Raw genomic sequence first — 21,318 nt, forward strand, 5'->3', positions numbered from 1 at the left:
GCGTTGCTTTGGCAGCAAACGGATTATACGAGATGACACCGAAGAAATCGGAAAATAGCATTGTAGATATTGCAAAGGCGCTGGGGATATCCCCGGCTACCGTTTCCCGGGCGCTCAACAACAACCCTCGGATCAGCGAGGCTACCCGGCAACGGGTGAAAGCGATGGCGAACGAAATGGGATACCGGCACAACAGCATGGCCTCGTCGCTACGCAACCGGCGCTCCAATATCATCGGACTCATCGTGCCGCGTATATCCATGTATTTCCATTCTTTTTTCATCACTTCGCTGCAACGGCAGTTGCAGGCTGCGGGCTACAACCTAATGATTTGCCAATCCAATGATTCGGTAAGTCTGGAGAAGGAGCTGGCCAATACGCTGTATTCCGCACGGGTGGATGCATTGGTGGTGTCGCTTGCATTATATACAGAAGATACCACCCATTTTGCCGGGTTTATCCAGCAGGGCATACCATTGGTATTTTACGACCGGGTACCGGCCGCAGCAGATATAGCTGCATATATCGTAAAAGGCGATGATTATCGTGGGGGCTTGTTGGCAGGCAATCATTTGATACAGGCGGGATGCGAGCGCATCGCCTACATCAGCGGCCCATTGACCTGCAGCATCTACCGCGAGCGTACGCACGGGTTTGTTGACGCGCTGGCCAAGGGGGGCGTAACATTGAGGGAAGAATGGATTTACCATCATGAGCTGACGGCAGAAAATGCCTGGAGCACCCTGCGCAAAATATTTGAGGGCAATGAACAACCCGATGGGTTATTTGCTGCCAATGATACCACTGCCATCGCGGCCGTGGAGTTTGCCCGGGAGCGCGGTATCCGTATTCCGGAGGGATTGAAAATTATCGGTTATTCTAACGACCCTAGGGCTGCCATCATCTCGCCGACCATTACCTCGATCGAGCAATACCCGAGCGCCATGGCCGACAAGGTGGCGCAAACACTTATTGACACGTTGCAGGGCCATCCCGGACGTCAAATCATGACCACTCCCGGTGAACCGTTGGTGTGTTCGGTTGATTTGGTGCGACGGATGACGACATAGGCGCAGCAAGTGCACTCGAGGAATCGCGGATGACCAGCTCGGGTTTGAGCACTTCGTATCGGTAAGGCTGTGGATGCTCAACGTTGGCAAACCGGTCGAGCAGGATTTTTGCAGATAACATACCCAGTTCATAAACAGGCTGCCAAACCGTAGAAAGCGGAGGGTAATAATACTGCGCGTAAGACTCATCGTCAAATCCCACCAGCGAGATATCATCGGGCACATGGAATCCATTTTCACGCAGCACATGCGTGGTACCAATGGCTACCGCGTCATTAACGGCAAAGATGGCATCAAGTTTTTCGTTGCGTGCCATCAACTGGGTTGCCGCCTCTACGCCATCATTTGAAGAAAAACCATTGCTATAGACAATGAGCTCCGACCGGATGGGGATGTTGTTGTCGTAATGTGCGTTGAGGTAGCCATCCAACCGCTGCTTGAACGTGGGGATGGCGATGGGGCCGGCGATATGGGCAATCCGTTGGCAGCCGGTTTTGATGAGGTACTCCACGGCCTGGTAGGCTCCGTCGTAACTGTCTACCAATACCCTGTCGGCCTCAAACCCGGGACAGTCCCTATCGAAAATGACAAGCGGAATGCCTGTTTTCTTCAGCTTTTCGAAATGCTCGAATGAGTTCGTACGGAAGGTAGGTGAAATCAACACACCGTCCACACGTAGTAGCGCCATGTCGTGCAGCAGTTTCTTCTCCTCTTCAAATGACTCGTCCGACTGGCAGATTAATAGCTTATAACCAGCTGATGACACCATATCTTGTACGCCGCTTATGACAGTAGCAAAAAAGTAGCTGGTGATTTCGGGTACCACGATACCGATGATTCCCGTTTTCTTGTTCAATAGGCTCAATGCCAATAGGTTTGGTTGGTAACTGTATTTTTCGGCTAGGACCATCACATTACGCTTGGTCTTCGCACTTATCGAAGGGTGGTCGTGCAGTGCCCGCGACACGGTAGACGGCGAAACGCCCAATTGGTTCGCGATGTCGACGATAGTCGTTTGCCGAGTTTTTTGCATAAGGTTTTACAATCAGTGTCATTAATTACGACCTCCCTAAGTTCGTGAAGATATCCTACATAACCAAATCGTGTGCACCTTGTTACGCAAACCTTTGCGTTGTGATAAAGTGACAACTCCTTGATTTATTGAGCAAAAAGCAATTAGTTTGTCCTGACAATTATAGATTTAATAGCGCAAGCAGGTATCATCCATGTAGATCAGTTATCCCGGTTTCGGTTTGTTTTAAAATAAACATAACTTCTGAGTAACTAGAATTTATTGAACGCACGGTATCATTGCAAGCGCGACACAGTAGGAGATGTTGTAAACGTAAATGGTGGAATAATGCATAGATTGACGTATATGCTCTTGTTGCTCGCGGTCGTACATGTGTGGCAAGCATGCAGCGCCCAGGCAGATCGCGTATGGATCCACTCACATAACGACTATGAACAGGAAAAGCCCTTTTACGAGGCGTATGAAAACCGGGTGTTCTCCATCGAAGCGGATGTGTTCGCTACGGCAGACGGACGGTTGCTGGTGGGGCACGATCGTTCGGAATTGGCAGAGGGCCGTACGTTGGAGCGGTTGTACATTTTGCCGGTTGTCAAATTGTTCGAGGAAAACAATGGCAGGGCATGGCCAAACTCGGATGATCGGTTTGTTTTGTTGATCGACTTAAAAACGCCCGCCGCGCGTACGTTGGACCACATCGTGAAGCTGGTCGCGGACTACCCGGCTGTTTTTGATTCCGGAGTGAATCCGTTGGCTGTCCAGATCGTTATCTCCGGCGATATGCCGAACCCTTCGGCGTTCAGCGACTACCCAACCTTTATTTCGTTCGATGGCCGGCTTACTACTGACTACACAAGCGATCAATTGGAACGGGTTGCCTTTTTCAGTGCGAATTTCCGGAACTATTCATCGTGGACAGGCGAGCATAAGATATCCCCCGCAGATGCAAAATTACTTACCGACGTGATAAAAGGGGTACATGCGAAAGGCAAGCATATCCGCTTCTGGGCGACACCGGATGGTGAAAAAAGTTGGGAAACCTTGCAGACCTTGGGTGTCGATATCATCAATACAGACCGTATAAAAGCGTGCGTAAATTATTTTGAAACCATTGAATCTGAAAAAAAGGAGGGTGCTAACCAGCGATTGTTTATTGAACAATAACGACCGGGCACCGCAGGATGCCGTACCCGGTCTGGATTTTTGGGGTCGCAGCGTATAGATTGGATGCCTACGGCAGCGTCTTCCCAAAACATAATACATATGGTATCATCAATCCAAAAATAGGAAAAGAAACGGACTTGACCTTTTGGACGAAAAAAAAGCATTATGAATCATTTATTACGATGGAAATGGTATGTGGGAATAAGTACACGCGCCTTGTTGGTATGGGTGGCGGCCTTGGTCTCCATAGCGAACGGACAGGTATATGCCATGGCCTTAACCACGGCAGCTGCTAACTCTTATATCCAACAACACGTGAGCGGACAAGTGGTCCGCACCGACGGTGTGCCGATAGCGGGGGCTACTGTAAAATCACTCACTACCCAGCGGGCCACCACAACCAATGACCAAGGAGAATTTACGCTGGAAGCCGCCGCAGGTGAAAAGTTGCTTATTTCGTTTGTCGGATATAACCCACAGGAAGTTACGGTGGATGGAACTTCCCTACGCGTAACACTGTCTGAAGCTAGTAATGCATTGGACGAGATTGTGGTGGTGGGCTATGGCAGCCAGGCGAAATCTGACGTAACCGGCGCGTTGACCCAATTGAAAGGTGAGAGCCTGAAGCAGGGGGTAAGCGTCTCGGTTGATAACCTGTTACAGGGCAAGGTGTCGGGGGTGCGTATTGCCCAATCGAGTGGCGAACCGGGTGCGGGTATCGACGTATTTATCCGTGGCGTGGGTTCTATCCGGAGTGGGAGTACTCCCCTTTTTGTGGTAGATGGCGTACCATTGAGCAATGAGAGCGTCAGTGCAGGCGGGGCAAATTTCGGGCTAGGTAGCTCGGAAGCGAAAAACCCCCTCAACTTTCTGAACACCAACGATATCGAAACCGTCACCGTACTGAAAGATGCTTCTGCCGCAGCGATCTACGGGGCCCGGGGTTCAAATGGCGTTATCATCATCACGACCAAACGCGGGGCCGGCAATGAACCGACGCTCACTTACGACACCTACATGGCCTCTTCGTCGGTCATCAAGAAATTGAATGTCCTCTCTGCTGGTGACTATCGGGCCGCGCTGCTAGACCCCACTTATGATCACGGTGGCAATACCGATTGGCAAGATGCCATTTACCGGAATGCCGTGACGCAAAACCACAATATCTCCTTTACGAAATCAACGGCCTCGGGCAACTACATGGCTTCGCTTTCGTACATGGATCAGGATGGTATTGTACAAACCAGTAGCTTTAAGCGTACCACGGCCCGCCTTAATGCGGAAGAGTCTTTTTTTGACAACCAACGCCTGAAGGTGAAGATGAATCTTACCGCCAGTGATATCGGAGAAACAGGTGTTCCGAACGGCAATACCGCCGGATCGGACGGACAATTGATCATCCACGCGCTGATGGCTAACCCCACACGGAATGTTCGCGACGAGGATGGTAACTATACCAACTTCAATATGAATGCGCATTACAACCCCGCGTATCTGCTGCAGGTGTTTGATGACCACACGAATACTTTCCGCGTATTGGGGAATGTGGAAGCTACGTTGCGTATCTTACCCGGATTGGATTACCGGTTTAATTACGGAATCGACAAGTCGACATCAGAGCGGAGCTCAACCATCTACCCCAATGTTACCGACCGTACCCCTTTAGGGGCGTATGTACAAAACAACCGCTCGTCATTGACTACCTTATTGGACCACTACCTCACCTATAGCCTGAGCGCTGACCAACACCAAGTAGAACTACTGGGCGGCTTCTCCTACCAGCAGTTTAAATTTGCGGGTACTTCCTTCGGTATGGAGAATATTGCCGAACAGGGACAAGGTGTTGCCCCCGAACATAATCCGGGTTACTCGGGGACACCGACGAACCCCGGCGGATCGGCCCAGGAAAATGAACTGCAATCATTCTTTGGCCGTGTAAACTATAATTTTGATAACCGGTACCTGGTAACCGCATCCTTGCGCGCGGATGGTTCTACCCGCTTTGGAGAAGACAATAAGTATGGGTATTTCCCATCGTTTGCATTGGGCTGGGTGCTATCGCGCGAGCGGTTCCTGAGCGATATCAGCGGTATCCGCGAACTGAAACTACGCGCTAGTTGGGGGCAAACGGGCAACCAGGAAGTGCCCAATAAGATTACGCAAGCCAGCTATTCGATGTCGCCCTCTTCGGGGTATTACTTGCTAGACGATTTGGCGCTCGTGAATGGTACGAACGTGAACCGGACAGCCAATCCGCGCCTCAAATGGGAGGTCGTGGAACAATTTAATGTGGGACTGGATTTCGACTTCTGGGACAGCAAGTTGTACGGTGCCTTGGAATACTACAACAAAACGACCAAAGACCCGATACTGAATATCCCCTCCGAGCCGCTTAGCCCCACCACCACTGTATGGAAGAATGTGGATGCGCAGCTAGTGAATAAAGGGGTCGAATTGATGTTGGGTTCCCAGTTGTTCAGCAACCAGGCATTTACCTGGTCGGTCGATGTGAATGGTTCGACGTTATCCAATACAATTAAGGATATGCCGGTTTCCGAACTTTATTCAGGCAGCATTGCCGGTCCCGGCCTATCCGCGGTGTATGCCAATATCTATCGAAGTGGCTATGAAGCAGGTTCTTTTTTCATGCTGAAGCACACGGGGTATGACAATGAGGGTAAGGACATATTCGAAGATGTGAGCGGCGACGGTGCGATTAATGCAGACGATCGCCAGATCTTCGAGGGAGCTATCCCGAACTTCAACTTTGGCCTGAACAGCCAAATGCGGTACAAACAATTCGATTTTTCGTTTTCCGTCATTGGACAGACAGGAGGGTATTTGGTGAATAATACCGCCATTAATTTAAATATCAATAGCTTGGCGTCTGACAGGAATGTGCTGGCGAAATACTACGATGCGGGTGCTAGCACCACCAACGCGGTTCAGTTGTCGTCCTTATATCTTGAGAAGTCTGATTTCGTGAGATTGAACAACGTGCGCGTTGGCTATACATTGGCCCCCAGAAGTACGCAATGGCTGCAATCGGTCAATATCTATGTAAGTGCACAGAACCTGCTCACCATTACAGGTTACTCAGGCTATGACCCCATGGTGAACACCGCCAAGAATGTAAGTGGCAACCAGTCGCTGGGAATCGACTACACCACTTACCCGCCGTCAAAGACCCTTATGCTTGGTGCAACGTTTAAATTCTAAATCGATAAAGTTATGTTACGGACGATATATAAATCAAAAAAGTTGGTCTGCGCGCTACTGACCGTAGGTATGGTTGGTTGTACGAACCTGGAAGAGAAAGTGATCGATGAGATGCTGGGTTCGGAAAGTGCCCAGCCACAGAATGCACTGGCTGCCGCCTACAACAGGCTGAGCAATGCAACGTTTGTTGACCACGGCAATGTATTTGCCTTACAGTCTTACGCTACCGACGAGGCGCTGTTGCCCACCCGCGGGAGCGACTGGGGCGATGGTGGCCGTTGGCGGGTTTTCCATGAATTTACGTGGGGGCCGAGCGACGCGGTGTTGGCGACTGCATGGAATAACCTGACGAACGGCATCACCCAATCACTCACGGCAATCGGCACCATCAGTGGGCAGGATTTTCCTGATAAAGCCATGTATGTCGCGGAAGCGAAAGGGCTATTGGCGTTCTACACATTCCATACCTTGGATTTATTCGGGCAAGCACCTTATCGGGATCCGTTAAACTTGGACGCTCCACTCGAAGTGTTGCAGGCGTCGACCGCTATCGATGTGTTGATACAACAGGTTGAAGCACTTATTCCCGATTTGGCAAATGTAGGCGAACGATCCACCCATAGTGGGCGGTTCACAAAGCAGGGTGCCTATGGTTTGTTGGCCGATATGTACCTCAATAGGGCCGTATTCAAGAATCGGTACGCAGCGGATTTCGATTTCGACGAGCAGGCGGTGGACGGGAATGGGTCAGATATGGATAAAGTGATTCAGTATACCTCAGAGCTGATAGGGTCTGGCCGATTCAACCTCGAAAGCAATTATTTCAGGAACTTCGATATTGACAATGCGGGGCGTCCGGAGATGATTTTCGTGGCTTCCCAAGATAACAATACACTGCGAGGTAGCGACAGCGATCTCGCCTATATGCCGATGGAGCGGAACCAGAAGCCTTCCCCAGCCAACCGTGGTACGAATGCATCGTGTATTACGCCGGAGTTCTACTATTCATGGGAAGGTAACTTTGACGACCCTCGTTTTCATCGCCACTATCAGTACAGCGACGGTACATGGTTCATGAATGATGGAACCGATGTGAGTGTGCCTGCCACCAGTATCGTACCCAACAGTGATGGGTTGCCTTGGTTTCACTTCAATCGAGGTATTATGGCTGGGCAGCAATATGGGCCCACCTTGTTGCCTAGTGGCGGGTTTGAGATGACCGCCGATGGTCGCATAAAAGTGAATAAACTGTACTGCGAAAAGAATACGACGCTCGCCATGGATTTTACCCCCGAGCTTAATTTTGACAATCCGGCCCAGTCCGTGTTTACGCAAGCGCAGATCAACCGAGGTGCCAGGGTGTTTAAATGGGAGTTCGACCCGGAGAACGGAAATGGTACAAGCAACGTCGACGTGCCCCTGTACCGGTTGGGAGGAATATACTGTATGCGCGCTGAAGCATATTTCCGTAAAGGGCAAACGGCCGAAGCGTTGGCTGATATCAATATGCTCCGAACGAGCCGTACGCGCGAAGCGCTGTTTAATAATGCACCGGGTAGGGCGTTGGATGTGTTGGATGAGCAGACGTTGTATAATGAGATCGGATACGAGATGTATTGGGAATTGAACAGACGCAAGCAGATGATTCGGTTCGGTAAATTCGAGAACGCATTCTCCGCCAAGCCGGTTTCACAGCCGTTCCGGCGTATCTATCCCATACCGCAAACGACCATGGATGCTTCGGATGCGTTTGACCAGAACGAAGGATATGATAATTAAGCACGTTACGCAAACCTTTGCGTTTGCTCACCTTGCTAGTTTTGTTAAATAGTCGTTTTATTGCAGAACCAATTTGTCGGAAACCAGATGATGATATCGCCGCGTATCCTGTTCAATGAATGCTATGGCAACTATGCCGTGCCGGCCATCAATGTGTTTACGCTAGAGCAGGTATTGGGCGTGTTCCGGGCGGCCGATACCAGCCGGGCGCCCGTCATTATCCAAACCACGCCCGTGGCGCGCGACTATGCCACGCCGATGGTATTGACGGCGATGGTTGAGGCGGCCGCGCGGGCCTACCCAAACGTGGTGTTTGCGCTGCACCTGGACCATGGTAATGAGCGGCATATTGCCCACGCAATCGACAGCGGGCAATATAGTTCCGTGATGATTGATGCCTCGCACGACGCATTGGAGCGGAACATCGGCCGTACTAGGGAGATGGTTTCAATGGCCCACAGAAAGGGGGTGTTTGTGGAAGCCGAATTGGGTGTGCTAAGCGGTGTCGAAGACGACCTACGGATAGCGGAGTCGGCATCAAAATATACCCAGCCGGAAGATGCTGCTTATTTTGTGCAAAGCACGGGGTGCGATAGCTTGGCGGTAGCCGTAGGGACCAGCCATGGGGCTTACAAGTTTTCGGGCGAACAGGGCATTCGGTTCGATATCCTACGGGCCATCCAGCAGCGTTTGCCTCGCTTTCCGCTGGTGCTGCATGGCGGCTCCTCGGTAGATCCGCAGGAGTTGGCCCGGATCAATGAAGCGGGTGGGCAGATGCAGCAAGGTGCCCGCGGCGTATCAGACGAGGAGTTACGGAGGTCCACAGGCTTCGGTATTTGCAAAGTGAACATCGCTACGGATTTGCGGGTACTATGGACCCGGGTGCACCGTGAGTTTTTTACGGCTCATCCCGAACAATTCGATCCCCTTGTGCCGGGGAGAGCGTATGTGGAAGCATTGGAGAAGCTATGTGTCGAAAAATTTGAAAAATTAGGGGCAGCGGGAAAAGCGGGAGCTTTCCTTGCATAAGCGCTGCTGCCCGTTATAAAGAGCCTATTAAAATGAAGCAGGATCAACAATGCAGGCTTTTGGCCAAACCGGGTAATGCCACCGCCGTTTACCAGCACATCAGCAGGGAAGACGGTGGGTGGCAATACCTCAATTTTGCGGCGCGGATGATGCGGAAAGGGGAACGATGGAAGGGTGAGACGGGCGATAATGAATATGCCGTCATCTTGTTGGGAGGGAACTATCGTGTGGATACCGACAAAGGCAGTTGGCAAACCACCAACGGACGGAAGGATGTGTTTTCCGGCATGGCCCATTCGCTCTATCTACCCCGCCATACGTCCTTTGAACTCGTTGCCGAAAGCGAGGAGTTGGACATTGCGTACGGTTGGTGTGAAACCGACCGCGATTTTGTGCCGGTTTTCAAACGACCGGAAGAGGTGCAGATCGAAGTCCGGGGCGGCGACAATGCCACCCGGCAGATCAACGACCTGCTCGGCCCCGGGTTCCCCTGCCACCGGTTGGTGGCCGTGGAGGTATACACCCCGTCGGGCAACTGGAGTTCATTCCCGGCCCATAAGCACGATGAGCGTATGATTAATGAAAACGGGGAGTTGGTGGAAGCCAGGCTGGAGGAGACCTACTTCTATAAAATCAGCAAACCGCAAGGATATGCCATCCAGTGGGTATACACCAGTGACGGCAGCCTCAATGAAATAGCAGTTGCCAAACACAATGATGTCGTATTAGTGCCGAAAGGTTACCATCCTGTAGTAGCCGGGCATGGGTATGATGTGTATTACCTCAATTTCCTGGCGGGCTCGGACCAGTCACTGGCCAACACACCCGATCCGGAACATGCCTGGATATTCGGTACATGGAAGGGTACGGATGAGCGGATTCCCATGGTAACAGCAAAAATGAATGGGTAATGGACGGCAAAGCAAAAACATATGATGTGCTCACGGTAGGGCGTTCGTCAATAGATCTGTATTCGCAGAACATCGGTGCCGAATTTATCGCTATCAAAGGGTTTGACGCGTTTGTTGGCGGGTCACCGTTGAACATTGCCACCGGTTGCAGCCGGTTGGGGCTCCGCGCCGCACTCCTTACAGGCGTGGGCGAGGATAAGGTGGGCGATTTTATCTTGAATTTCCTGGAGCAGGAAAAAGTAGAAACGGCTTTCATCCCCCGCATCCCCGGCGCAAGGAGCAGTGCTGTGCTGTTGGGCATTCAGCCGCCCGATACGTTTCCACTGGTATTTTACCGCAACAACGCGGCCGACTCGCAGATTACCATCGACCATGTGAACGCCATTGACATGGCCAGGGTGCGACTGATTGAACTATCAGGAACGGCATTGAATATCGAGCCGAGCCGGAGTGCCGTTTTCCACGCCGTGGAACGGGCCAAAGCACACGGTGTGACCACCCTACTCGATATCGATTTCCGGGCAGACCAATGGGCTGACATCCGGTCGTTCGGTGTGATGGTGCGGGCGCTGCTCCCCAACATCCAAGTAGCGATCGGCACGGAGGAAGAGCTCTTGGCGGCGATGTTGGAGGACGCCTCTCAGGTAACCATCGAACACCAGCAGATTTCGGCACCTACTGTGAAAGGTGATATCGACAAAGCAATAGCCGGTGTCTTGTCGTTGGGTGTGGAAATATTGGTGGTGAAACGGGGTGCTACCGGCGCAACGGTGTATGATAAAAAGGGAAACAAACAGGAAGTGCCAGGCTTTCCGGTGGTGCCGTTAAACATCCTCGGAGCGGGGGATGCATTTGCCTCGGGGTTTATCTATGGCTACCTGAATGGCTGGGACCTCTATAAATCCTGCCGGATGGGCAATGCCAGCGGTGCGCAGGTAGTGCTGCAGCCAGGATGTGCCAATTTTATGCCCACGCTGGATGAATCAATGGCATTTATAGAAAAACATGGAGGGTTTTAAATATGAGGCTGACCACATCGCAGGCGCTTGTCCGATTTCTCGACCAACAATATGTGGAGCGGGATGGTGCACAGCATAAATTCTTTGCCGGATGTTTCGGCATTTTCGGGCATGGCAATGTAGGGGGGGTGGGCCAAGCGCTATTTGAATACCCGGCGCTCACCTATTACCAATCGCGCAACGAGCAGGCCATGGTGCACACTGCCTCGGCCTACACCCGCATGAAAAACCGCCTTTCTACATTTGCTTGCACCTCGTCCATTGGTCCGGGAGCGACCAATATGCTGACGGCTGCGGCTGCGGCCACGATTAACCGGCTCCCGGTACTATTGCTTCCGGGCGATATTTTTGCCAGCCGGCATGTGGATCCCGTGCTGCAGCAACTCGAATTTACGGCATCGGCGGATGTATCGGTCAACGATTGCTTCAAGCCCGTCTCTAGGTTTTGGGACCGCATCAACCGACCCGAGCAATTGATTGCTTCATTGATGCAAGCCATGCGGGTACTCACCTCGCCCGCGGAGACGGGAGCCGTAACCCTTTGCTTGCCCCAAGATGTGCAGGCAGAAGCGTACGATTTCCCCGACGAATTGTTCGAAAGAAGGGTGTGGTACCTCCCACGACCCCTGCCCGATGCCGAATTGTTACGGCGGGCTGCAGAGCGTATCCGTGCGGCCAAGCGGCCCATGATTGTGGCGGGTGGGGGTGTGATTTATGGAGAAGCCACGGCTGCGCTGCATGCGTTCGTACACGCCACGGGCATTCCCGTTGCTGAAACGTTTGCCGGCAAAGGGTCGCTGCCTTACAATGATCCACACCAGCTGGGCGCCATGGGTGCTACCGGCACGGAAGGAGCGAATGCCATCAGCGCCACGGCCGACTTGGTAATCGGTATCGGCACACGGTACAGCGATTTTACCACCGCATCTCAAACTGCCTTTCAACATCCGGATGTAGCTTTTATCAATATCAATATTGCTGAGTTTGATGCCCATAAACAGGCGGGCCTGGCACTTACCGGCGATGCGCGCGCCACATTGGAGGCGCTTGCCGACCGCTTGGCTGGCTACGGGGTAGACAGGGCTTACCGGGACCGTGTAGCAGCCTACAACCGTAGCTGGGATGAGAAGGTGGCACGTGCCTACGCGGCGGAGAGTGACCAGCGGCTCTCGCAGGCGGAAGTGATCGGCCTGGTCAATGGTTTTGCGGCACCTGAAGATGTTGTGGTATGCGCCGCTGGCAGCCTGCCAGGGGATTTGCACAAGCTATGGCGTACCCGCGACCCCAAGGGTTTCCACCTCGAGTACGGATACTCATGCATGGGTTATGAAATTGCCGGTGGCCTTGGGGTCAAGATGGCCGACTGTGGGCGTGAGGTCTACGTAATGGTGGGGGACGGAAGCTACTTGATGATGTCTTCTGAGATCGTGACGTCCATACAGGAAGACTACAAGCTGACCATCATCTTAATCAACAATCATGGGTTTGCAAGCATAGGTGGGCTCTCGAAATCGCTGGGCACCGAGGGTTTCGGTACGCAGTACCGGGCCCGCGATGAGGGATCGGGCCAACTGGATGGAAGCCTCCTGCCGGTAGACCTTGCCGCCAATGCGGAAAGCTTGGGCGCCGTCGTCATCCGCGCTACGGACGCGGCTTCCTTTGGTGACGCGCTGGAACAGGCCAAGGCTAACGGAACGACTACCGTGGTTTATGTAGAAACGGCCCCCGAGCGCAAAATGGCCGGTTATGGCCATGCGTGGTGGGAGGTTCCCATCGCTACCGTATCGGCAACCGCTGGCGTGCGGCAAGCCCACGAACTCTCGGTGGGCGAAAAGGCAAAACAGCGCCGTCATTTATAACGTATACTTTAGCCATAACCGTTGCCTATGTTTGAATTTTCATCACCCCTGATTGCCATCGTTAGTTTCGTAGGGTTTACCCTGTTCGTTGGTATCTATGCCTGGCTGCGCATGCGCAAGGATAACCTGAGTACGCAAGACGGTTACTTTTTGGGAGGACGGAGCCTGACAGGCCCCGTCATCGCAGCCTCCATGATTATGACTAATATTTCTACCGAGCACTTAGTGGGCATGAATGGGTCGGCCTATAAAAACGGCTTCATCATCATCGCTTGGGAAGTGACCTCTGCCCTGGCGCTTATCGCAGCTGCTGTATATTTTGTGCCCAAGTACCTGCGGATGGGATTAACGACCATACCGGAATACCTCGAACGGCGATTCGATAAGGGCACCCGTTCGTTGATTGCCTTGTTTCTGTTGGTTTCATTTGCCGTAACCCTGTTGCCCATCGTACTATATACCGGCGCTATCAATTTGGAGAGTATTTTCAATATCTCGGCCATGCTGGATGTAAGCAGGGAGACGGGCCTCTGGATCACCGTCGTGGTAGTGGGCTGTATCGGTGCGGCCTATGCCGTTATCGGCGGGTTAAAAGCCGTTTCCGTATCGGATGTGATTTACGGGTATGGGTTGCTGTTCGGCGGGTTGCTGATTCCGGTTTTGGCACTCATCTATATCGGTGATGGGAATCCGCTGGACGGCCTTGCCCGTGTCTTTGAGCACAGTCCGGAGAAATTCAACGTTATCGGCAGCCCCGATTCGGTGATGCCGTTCAGTACACTTTTCACCGGGCTGGTCATCAACCAGCTCTATTTCTGGTGCATGAACCAAACGATCGTGCAGCGGGTATTGGGGGCGAAAAACCTCAAGGAAGCCCAAAAGGGGCTGTTATATACCGGCTTGCTGAAAATACTCGTCCCTTTCATCATTGTCTTGCCGGGTGTAATCGGTTATTATTATTTCGACGATACCTATTATGGCAATCAAGACATGGTGTACCCTGAGTTGGTGAAGAAAATCCTGCCGGTGCCGCTCCTGGGGCTTTTCGCTGCGGTAATCATGGGCGCTGTGCTCAGTACATTCAACGCTGTGCTAAACAGTGCGTCAACCATTTTCAGTATCGATGTGTATAAAAGGATGATAAAAAAGGGGGCACCGGAAAAGAAACTGGTCAGCATGGGGCGGCTGGTGGCCACGTTGCTCGCCATCACTTCTATCGTGGCGGCACCGTTCGTGGCCAATGCGCCCGAAGGCCTGTTCCAGTTACTGCAAGAGCTGAATGGTATCTTTTTCATCCCCATTGCCTCCATCATGATCGGCGGATTTTTTTTCAAAAGCATTTCGGCTACGGGGGCTAAGGCAGCATTGTTCACCGGATTGATTTTTTATGTGCTGTGTACTTTCATCCTGAAAGTGGATGTGCACTTCATACATATCTGGGGGATTGAGTTTTTACTGAATATGGCTGTGATGTTTGGCGTATCCCGGTTTTATCCGGCGCATCCGCAGGAGATGGCAAAGCGGGATACCACATCGATTCCCATGGAGGCTTGGCGGTTTACACGTCCATTTGCCATCATGCTGGTTGTCATCACGGTGGTGATTTACATCTTATTGGGAAATGTTTAATAGGGAATAGTTCATGGAAGTATTACAGAATTATATCAATGGGCGCTGGCAAACGAGCCGGGAGCGGGGGGCGATCGATGTCATAAACCCGGCTACCCAAGCCCCGATGGGCAGGGTTCCATACGGAAAGGATACCGCTGCCGATGTGGCAGACGCCGTGGAAGCAGCGGGGCGCGCCCAAGTGGAATGGGCTGCGGTGCCGGTGATGCAACGCGTACAGCCCTTGTACCGATTGAAGGTATTGCTGGAGCAACACCTAGAAGAATTGGCAGAAACCATTACCAATGAATGCGGGAAAACCAAAGCCGAATCTATCGGCGAGTTGCAGCGCGCCATCGAAAATGTAGAGACGGCCTGTGCCGCACCGATGCTGTTGCAAAGTGAATTTTCGGAAAATATAACCCGGGGCATCGACGAATTTGTCATGCGGCAACCTGTAGGGGTTTGCGCGTGTATCGTGCCGTTCAATTTTCCGGGAATGATCACCTTTTGGTTTCTACCCTATGCTATAGCCTGTGGCAACAGTTTTGTCATTAAGCCCTCGGAAAAGGTACCATTGACGATGCAGAAGGTGATGCAACTGGTTGACCAGATCGGATTGCCGCCAGGTGTGGTCAACCTGGTACACGGGGGGAAGGCCTCGGTGGATGCGATACTTGAGCATCCGGGGATAAAGGCCATCAGTTTCGTGGGTTCCACCCGTGTAGCTCAGTATATTTATGCCAAGGGAGCACAGCACGGTAAGCGTGTGCAAGCGCAGGGCGGTGCAAAAAATCCAGTGGTAATCCTTCCGGACGCGGATTTGGAGACCACCTCGAGGATTGTGACGGATAGCGTATATGGGTGTGCGGGGCAGCGCTGTTTAGCTGCTTCGAATATTTTGGTGATAGGCGATGGAAAGGGACGGGTTAAAGAAGCACTGTATGAGGCGGCCAAGGGGCGGAAAACGGGGTATGGCCTCTCGGATGGTGTGGAGATGGGCCCCGTGATTTCTGCCGAAAGCAAGGCGAGGATTGAGCAACTCATCGACCAAGGGGTACATGAAGGTGCGAATTTACTGCTGGATGGGCGGAACGCCTCAATCGAAGGTTTCGAGGCGGGCAATTTCGTTAAACCTACCATATTGGAAGGCGTGCCACTAGGTGGCGAAATTATACAGACGGAGATATTTGGCCCTGTGATGAGCCTGATCAACTTGGCGACGGTAGACGCAGCATTGGATTTCATCAATCGTAACCGCTATGGCAACATGGCGTGCCTGTTTACCAGTAGCGGTGCGAGTGCGCGTAAGTTCCGCAGTGAGGTCAACGCCGGCAATGTGGGTATCAATATCGGCGTGGCTGCGCCGATGGCGCAGTTCCCGTTCAGCGGGTGGAACGACAGTTTCTTTGGCGACCTGCATGGGCAGGGACGGCATGCCATCGAGTTTTTCACGCAGACCAAGGTGGTCATCGAACGTTGGCCAAAGGAATGGTCGCGCAAATTTTAACCGTATGGAGGGAATAAAAGTAGCGAATGCGCCGTGCTCCTGGGGGGCATTGGAGTTTGATCTGGGCGCCACCATGCCGGATCATTTGCAGGTGTTGCGGGAAATCGGGGAAACAGGATATGTGGGAACCGAATTGGGTGATTGGGGATTTATGCCTACCGATCCGGCGGCACTCCGGGAGGTCGTGAGCCGGCACCGGTTGGATCTTGTCGGAGCGTTTGTGCCCGTGGCGCTGGCACGAAAGGATGCCCACCAACGTGGTGTGGCGGATGCCCTGCGGGTAGCGGGCCTGATGGCTGCCGCCGGATATCCGGATGCGTTCATCGTGCTCGCAGACGACAACGGCACGGTACCTAAACGCACTTCCCACGCGGGGCGCGTAACATCGGCCATGGGCCTTGGCGAAAGTCAATGGGAAACGTTTGCCCGGGGAGCCATGCAGGTGGCGCAGGCAGTGAAAGACGAATATGGCATGCGCACGGTATTCCACCACCATTGTGCCGGCTATGTGGAAACACCCCAGGAGCTCGATACGCTTATGGCGTTGACCGACCCGCAACTGCTGGGACTGTGCTTTGACACAGGGCATTATGCCTTTGGCGGCGGAGATCCCGCACTTGGTGCCCGCCAGTACGGAACGCGTATCTGGCATGTGCACTTCAAAGATTACAACCCCCGTATCGGTGAACAATCGCGCACACGCGGGTGGGATTATTTTGAATCCGTGAGACAGGGTGTTTTTTGTGAATTAGGAAAAGGGGCGGTGGATTTCGGCGCGGTACTGGCGGCGCTTGACAGTCAAGGCTACAACGGTTGGATGGTGGTAGAGCAGGATGTGCTGCCCGGAATGGGCACGCCAAAAATATGCGCTGGTAATAATAGAGCCTATTTAAAACAACTGGGGCTGTAATATATGAAAGCAAACTTTATGCAACTGAAAATCGGGATTATCGGCCTTGGCCGGATTGGTAAAATTCATTATAGTCACATTAGGCACCAGATACCGGAAGCGGAAGTCGTCATGGTTTCGGATGTTGACAAAAACGGATTGCCGCGGGATGTGAAGCACGGCAACGCGGAGGAACTGATTGCTCATCCCGACATCGATGCCGTGGTGATTTGTTCGCCTACAGACACCCATTCTGCTTATGTGGAGGAATGCGCACGGCGGGGTAAACATGTGTTTTGCGAGAAGCCACTGGATTTATCGCTGGCGCGGATACGCGAAACACTGAAGGTGGTCCGCCAACACAACATCCAATTGATGCTGGGTTTCAACCGGCGCTTTGACGCAAATTTCGTGAAACTGAAGACATTGGTAGACACGGGGAAAATCGGCGATGTGCAGCTGGTGAAAATCACCAGCCGCGATCCCGCACCGCCATCCGTGGCCTATCTGAAGAGTTCGGGCGGGCTCTTTCTGGACATGACCATCCATGATTTTGACATGGCCCGTTACGTGATGGGTAAGGAGGTAAAGGAGGTATATGCCGCGGCGTCGGTTTTGACCGGAGGGGCAGTTGCGGAAGCCGGCGATATCGATACGGCCGTGGTGACCCTTAAATTCGAAGACGATTCGATGGCGGTGATTGATAATAGCCGCAAAGCGGTATATGGATACGATCAGCGGTTGGAGGTATTCGGCTCCAAGGGGATGGCGCATGTGGAGAACAATAAACCCGATAGCCACGTTTACTACCACGAAGAAGGAGTCGCCTCCGCATTGCCGCTGCACTTCTTCATGGACCGGTATACAACCTCTTACCTTACGGAAATGAAAGCTTTTGTCCGCAGCGTCCAGGAGAAGCAGCCGGTGCCGGTAGGCGGGTCGGATGGCCTTAAAGCAGCGCTGATCGCCGTTGCGGCCCAGCAATCTGTTGAAAAAAATGCACCGGTAGCGTTGGCTGGTGGGGAGTAAGTTGGTAAACGTTTGCACGTCTCCGTGCAAAAGCCTACTTTTGGGCGGACCATATAAGTAAACTAATGATGACCGCTTTCCCAAAACGTTTCCTATTCCTCCTCGCGGTAGCAGCAGGTGTTGCTTCGGCATGCCAGCACCCCGCTTCCCAGACCAACAGCGATTTGCAGCTTAGTCCGGAATTTATCGATGAACAACTTACCGGTGCCGTTGCCCAGATCAACGTACTGGCAGATAGCGTGCCCGCTGACCGGATGCCCCGTACGTTCCAGGGCGATACCAGCGTGTTTTCGAATACGGGTTGGTGGACCTCGGGCTTCTACCCCGGTTCCTTACTGTATTTGTATGAATATTCGGGCGATGCGGAATTACTGGAACTGGCCAAAGCCAAGTTGGCTATCCTTGAAAAGGAGAAGCTGAACAAAGGTACACACGATTTGGGCTTCATGCTGTATTGCAGTTTTGGTAATGCCCTCCGGCTCACGGGCGATACCGCTGCGTATAAAGAAATATTACTTATCGGTGCGGAATCGCTGAGCAGCCGGTATAACCCCGTGGTCAAAGCGATCCGTTCGTGGGAGGGGTGGACCTATCCGGTCATCATCGATAACATGATGAACCTGGAGTTCCTTACGCAGGCCTCCAAATTGAGCGGCGATCCCAAATACCGTGAGATTGCAGTGACGCACGCCAATACGACCATCAAGAACCATTACCGTCCGGATTACAGTTCGTACCATGTTATTGATTATAACCCGGCGGATGGCAGCATTGTAGGTAAAAAGACAGCACAAGGTGCGTTTGACGAGTCGGCCTGGTCGCGCGGGCAAGCTTGGGGACTGTATGGCTACGTGATGATGTACCGGGAAACGGGCGATGGGGCTTACCTCGACTTCGCGAAGCATATAGCTTCGTTCATCCTAAACCACCCCAACATGCCGGACGACCGGGTGCCCTACTGGGATTTTGACGCACCCGACCTAGACGAAGCCAGTCCCTATGCGGCAGAATACAAGACTTACCGCGATGCTTCGACGGCATCGATACTCGCCTCGGCATTGATTGAACTCAGTACACAAACGAGCGGTGACGAGCGCCGCGGTTATATAACAACGGCAGAAAAGATCCTGCAAAGTCTCTCGTCAGCGCCCTATAAAGCGGAGATTGGTACGAATGGCGGTTTCATACTGAAGCACAGCGTGGGCTCCATCCCGCACGGCAGTGAAATCGACGTACCGCTTACCTACGCCGACTATTACTATGTCGAAGCGTTGATAAGGTATAAGCGCCTGTTGGAAGGGCAGCCCCTTCTTGGGCGCACTCCATAGGCCATGCCCGCGGCAAGCGGTATGCGCTATCCGTGCGCTATCCGTCCATCATCCGTGCCCTATCCGAGTGATATCCGACCATACCTCGGTAAAAAGGCCAAAACACGGCGTTTCATCGGGAAGGTATCGGGAAACCATCGGTAAAGACGACGCCTTGGCGCACGGAGGAAGAGCACCCGAAAACGGGGCAGCCGGGGAAAATAAAAAAATAATTTACTAACTGTTTGATACTTACTGTAAGTTTCCTATCTTTGCCGTCCCTTTTGAGGGGATGGTGTGTCTTGAGCGAAGCCCTACTGCTTCGATGGACGTAAATAGATTAATAGAAACATGTCTGGAATTATTGGAAAAAAAGTAGGAATGACCAGCATTTTTGATGCGGACGGGAAGAATATCCCATGTACCGTAATCGAAGCTGGCCCGTGCGTGGTAACGCAGATACGCACGGAAGAAAAGGATGGGTATTCCGCTGTTCAACTCGCTTTTGACGAAGCGAAAGAGAAGAACACGTCGGCTCCTTTGAAAGGGCATTTCGCCAAAGCGAAAACAACGCCCAAGCGTAAATTGGTAGAATTTAAAACCTTCCCCGAAGAAAAGCAGCTCGGTGAATTGGTGACCGTTTCCATTTTTGAAGAAGGCGAGTACATTGACGTCGTCGGCACTTCAAAAGGGAAGGGTTTCCAGGGCGTCATGAAGCGCCACGGTTTCGGTGGTGTCGGTGGGGCTACTCACGGTCAGCACAACCGCTTGCGTGCACCCGGTTCATTAGGGGCATCATCTTGGCCATCACGTGTATTCAAAGGTACGCGCATGGCTGGCCGTACAGGGGGCGACCGTGTGAAGGTTCAGAACCTGCAGGTGCTGAAAGTTTACGAAGAGCAAAACCTGCTCGTGGTGAGTGGTTCCATTCCCGGAGCCAAAGGTTCTTACGTAATCGTAGATAAATAAGGAGATGGAAGTTAACGTTTTAAATATATCAGGTAAAGAAACAGGTGCCAAGGTGCAACTTCCTGAGTCGGTATTCGGGGTAGAGCCGAATGACCATGCGATTTATCTGGATGTGAAGCAATACCTCGCTAACCAACGCCAGGGAACGCACAAATCCAAACAACGTAACGAGATTGCCGGTTCAACGCGCAAGCTCCATAAACAAAAGGGTACGGGTGGTGCCCGTGCTGGTAGTATCAAATCCCCGTTGTTCAATGGCGGTGGCCGTATTTTCGGTCCGCAGCCCCGCGATTATAGTTTCAAACTCAACAAGAAACTCAAATCGTTGGCGCGCAAATCGGCCTTGAGTTACAAAGCCAAGGAGAACAATATCGTGGTATTGGACGAGGTCAATTTCGACAGCATCAAGACCAAGAACTATGTGAGCTTGGTGAATAGTCTGAACGTGGCCAACGAGAAAACCTTATTGGTATTACCCGTTCAAAACAACAACGTTTATTTATCAAGCAGGAACCTGAAGAAGGCAAAAGTGATTACCGCCAATGAGTTGAATACGTATGACGTGTTAAATGCAGGCAAGCTTTTGTTGACTACGGATGCTGTCAAAACATTGGAGGAGGCACTTGCCAAGTAATATGGAAATTATAAAAAAGCCCATACTGACCGAAAAAGCATCGCAGCTTACAGAAAAACTGAACCGCTATGCATTTAAGGTAGATCCCAAGGCAAACAAGATACAAATCAAGCAGGCTGTGGAACAGATGTTCGGCGTGACCGTTTTGGCCGTGAACACGATTGTGGTGGCTGGTAAAGCCAAGAACCGCTATACCAAAGCTGGGTTTGTTTCCGGGAGAGCCCCGAAGTACAAGAAAGCCATCATCACAATCAAAGATGGCGAAACGATTGACTTTTACAGTACGATATAA

17 protein-coding genes are annotated in these 21,318 nt (G+C 52.2%); 16 read left to right on the forward strand and 1 reads right to left on the reverse strand.

Going from position 1 to position 21,318, the window contains the following annotated elements; genetic code table 11:
* Positions 1-32 precede the first annotated feature (32 nt).
* Positions 33-1,070 carry a LacI family DNA-binding transcriptional regulator gene (locus tag ACEVG1_RS04045; RefSeq protein WP_374742281.1) on the forward strand — a complete coding sequence of 346 codons (1,038 nt, stop codon included), beginning with the start codon at positions 33-35 and terminating at the stop codon, positions 1,068-1,070.
* On the opposite strand, the gene ACEVG1_RS04050 is transcribed toward ACEVG1_RS04045, so the two are convergent.
* Positions 1,006-2,103 carry a LacI family DNA-binding transcriptional regulator gene (locus tag ACEVG1_RS04050; RefSeq protein ID WP_374742282.1) on the reverse strand — a complete coding sequence of 366 codons (1,098 nt, stop codon included), beginning with the start codon at positions 2,101-2,103 and terminating at the stop codon, positions 1,006-1,008. The genes ACEVG1_RS04045 and ACEVG1_RS04050 overlap by 65 nt on opposite strands.
* A 327-nt stretch (positions 2,104-2,430) precedes the next feature.
* Here ACEVG1_RS04050 and ACEVG1_RS04055 point away from each other — a divergent pair, with 327 nt between their 5' ends.
* The 15 genes from ACEVG1_RS04055 (at position 2,431) to rplW (ending at position 21,318) form a co-directional block, all read left to right on the forward strand.
* Positions 2,431-3,264, forward strand: coding sequence for a hypothetical protein (locus tag ACEVG1_RS04055; RefSeq protein ID WP_374742283.1), 834 nt, complete (start codon positions 2,431-2,433; stop codon positions 3,262-3,264).
* Between the two features lie 165 nt (positions 3,265-3,429).
* Positions 3,430-6,483 carry a SusC/RagA family TonB-linked outer membrane protein gene (locus ACEVG1_RS04060; protein WP_374742284.1) on the forward strand — a complete coding sequence of 1,018 codons (3,054 nt, stop codon included), beginning with the start codon at positions 3,430-3,432 and terminating at the stop codon, positions 6,481-6,483.
* Positions 6,484-6,495: 12 nt separating this feature from the next.
* Entirely contained in the window at positions 6,496-8,262 is a 1,767-nt protein-coding gene (locus ACEVG1_RS04065) for a RagB/SusD family nutrient uptake outer membrane protein (RefSeq protein WP_374742285.1), read from the forward strand.
* Positions 8,263-8,349: 87 nt separating this feature from the next.
* Complete coding sequence (locus tag ACEVG1_RS04070; RefSeq protein WP_374742286.1) at positions 8,350-9,291, forward strand: ketose-bisphosphate aldolase; 942 nt, start codon at positions 8,350-8,352, stop codon at positions 9,289-9,291.
* A 32-nt stretch (positions 9,292-9,323) separates the two neighbouring features.
* Complete coding sequence (gene iolB, locus ACEVG1_RS04075) at positions 9,324-10,202, forward strand: 5-deoxy-glucuronate isomerase (RefSeq protein WP_374742287.1); 879 nt, start codon at positions 9,324-9,326, stop codon at positions 10,200-10,202.
* Positions 10,202-11,221, forward strand: coding sequence for a 5-dehydro-2-deoxygluconokinase (iolC, locus tag ACEVG1_RS04080; protein WP_374742288.1), 1,020 nt, complete (start codon positions 10,202-10,204; stop codon positions 11,219-11,221). Before iolB ends, iolC begins: the two co-directional genes overlap by 1 nt.
* Positions 11,222-11,223: 2 nt before the next feature.
* Entirely contained in the window at positions 11,224-13,080 is a 1,857-nt protein-coding gene (gene iolD / locus ACEVG1_RS04085; RefSeq protein ID WP_374742289.1) for a 3D-(3,5/4)-trihydroxycyclohexane-1,2-dione acylhydrolase (decyclizing), read from the forward strand.
* 27 nt (positions 13,081-13,107) lie between these two features.
* Positions 13,108-14,709: a solute:sodium symporter family transporter gene (locus ACEVG1_RS04090; RefSeq protein ID WP_374742290.1), complete on the forward strand. Its 1,602-nt coding sequence runs from the start codon at positions 13,108-13,110 to the stop codon at positions 14,707-14,709.
* A 13-nt stretch (positions 14,710-14,722) separates the two neighbouring features.
* On the forward strand, positions 14,723-16,198 hold the full coding sequence (locus tag ACEVG1_RS04095; RefSeq protein WP_374742291.1) for a CoA-acylating methylmalonate-semialdehyde dehydrogenase: 1,476 nt from the start codon (positions 14,723-14,725) through the stop codon (positions 16,196-16,198).
* 4 nt (positions 16,199-16,202) lie between these two features.
* The gene (locus tag ACEVG1_RS04100) at positions 16,203-17,108 is read left to right on the forward strand and encodes a TIM barrel protein (RefSeq protein ID WP_374742292.1); all 906 of its coding nucleotides are present in this window, start codon (positions 16,203-16,205) and stop codon (positions 17,106-17,108) included.
* A 3-nt stretch (positions 17,109-17,111) separates the two neighbouring features.
* Positions 17,112-18,116, forward strand: a complete 1,005-nt coding sequence (gene iolG, locus ACEVG1_RS04105) for an inositol 2-dehydrogenase (protein ID WP_374742293.1) — start codon at positions 17,112-17,114, stop codon at positions 18,114-18,116.
* A 65-nt stretch (positions 18,117-18,181) separates the two neighbouring features.
* Positions 18,182-19,444: a glycoside hydrolase family 88 protein gene (locus ACEVG1_RS04110; RefSeq protein WP_374742294.1), complete on the forward strand. Its 1,263-nt coding sequence runs from the start codon at positions 18,182-18,184 to the stop codon at positions 19,442-19,444.
* Between the two features lie 330 nt (positions 19,445-19,774).
* Positions 19,775-20,392 carry a 50S ribosomal protein L3 gene (gene rplC, locus ACEVG1_RS04115; protein WP_374742295.1) on the forward strand — a complete coding sequence of 206 codons (618 nt, stop codon included), beginning with the start codon at positions 19,775-19,777 and terminating at the stop codon, positions 20,390-20,392.
* 4 nt (positions 20,393-20,396) lie between these two features.
* Positions 20,397-21,026: a 50S ribosomal protein L4 gene (gene rplD / locus ACEVG1_RS04120; RefSeq protein WP_374742296.1), complete on the forward strand. Its 630-nt coding sequence runs from the start codon at positions 20,397-20,399 to the stop codon at positions 21,024-21,026.
* Between the two features lies 1 nt (position 21,027).
* Positions 21,028-21,318, forward strand: a complete 291-nt coding sequence (rplW, locus tag ACEVG1_RS04125; RefSeq protein WP_374742297.1) for a 50S ribosomal protein L23 — start codon at positions 21,028-21,030, stop codon at positions 21,316-21,318.

Source organism: Parapedobacter sp. 2B3 (assembly GCF_041925275.1).
In the GTDB taxonomy this organism is placed as follows: domain Bacteria; phylum Bacteroidota; class Bacteroidia; order Sphingobacteriales; family Sphingobacteriaceae; genus Parapedobacter; species Parapedobacter pyrenivorans_A.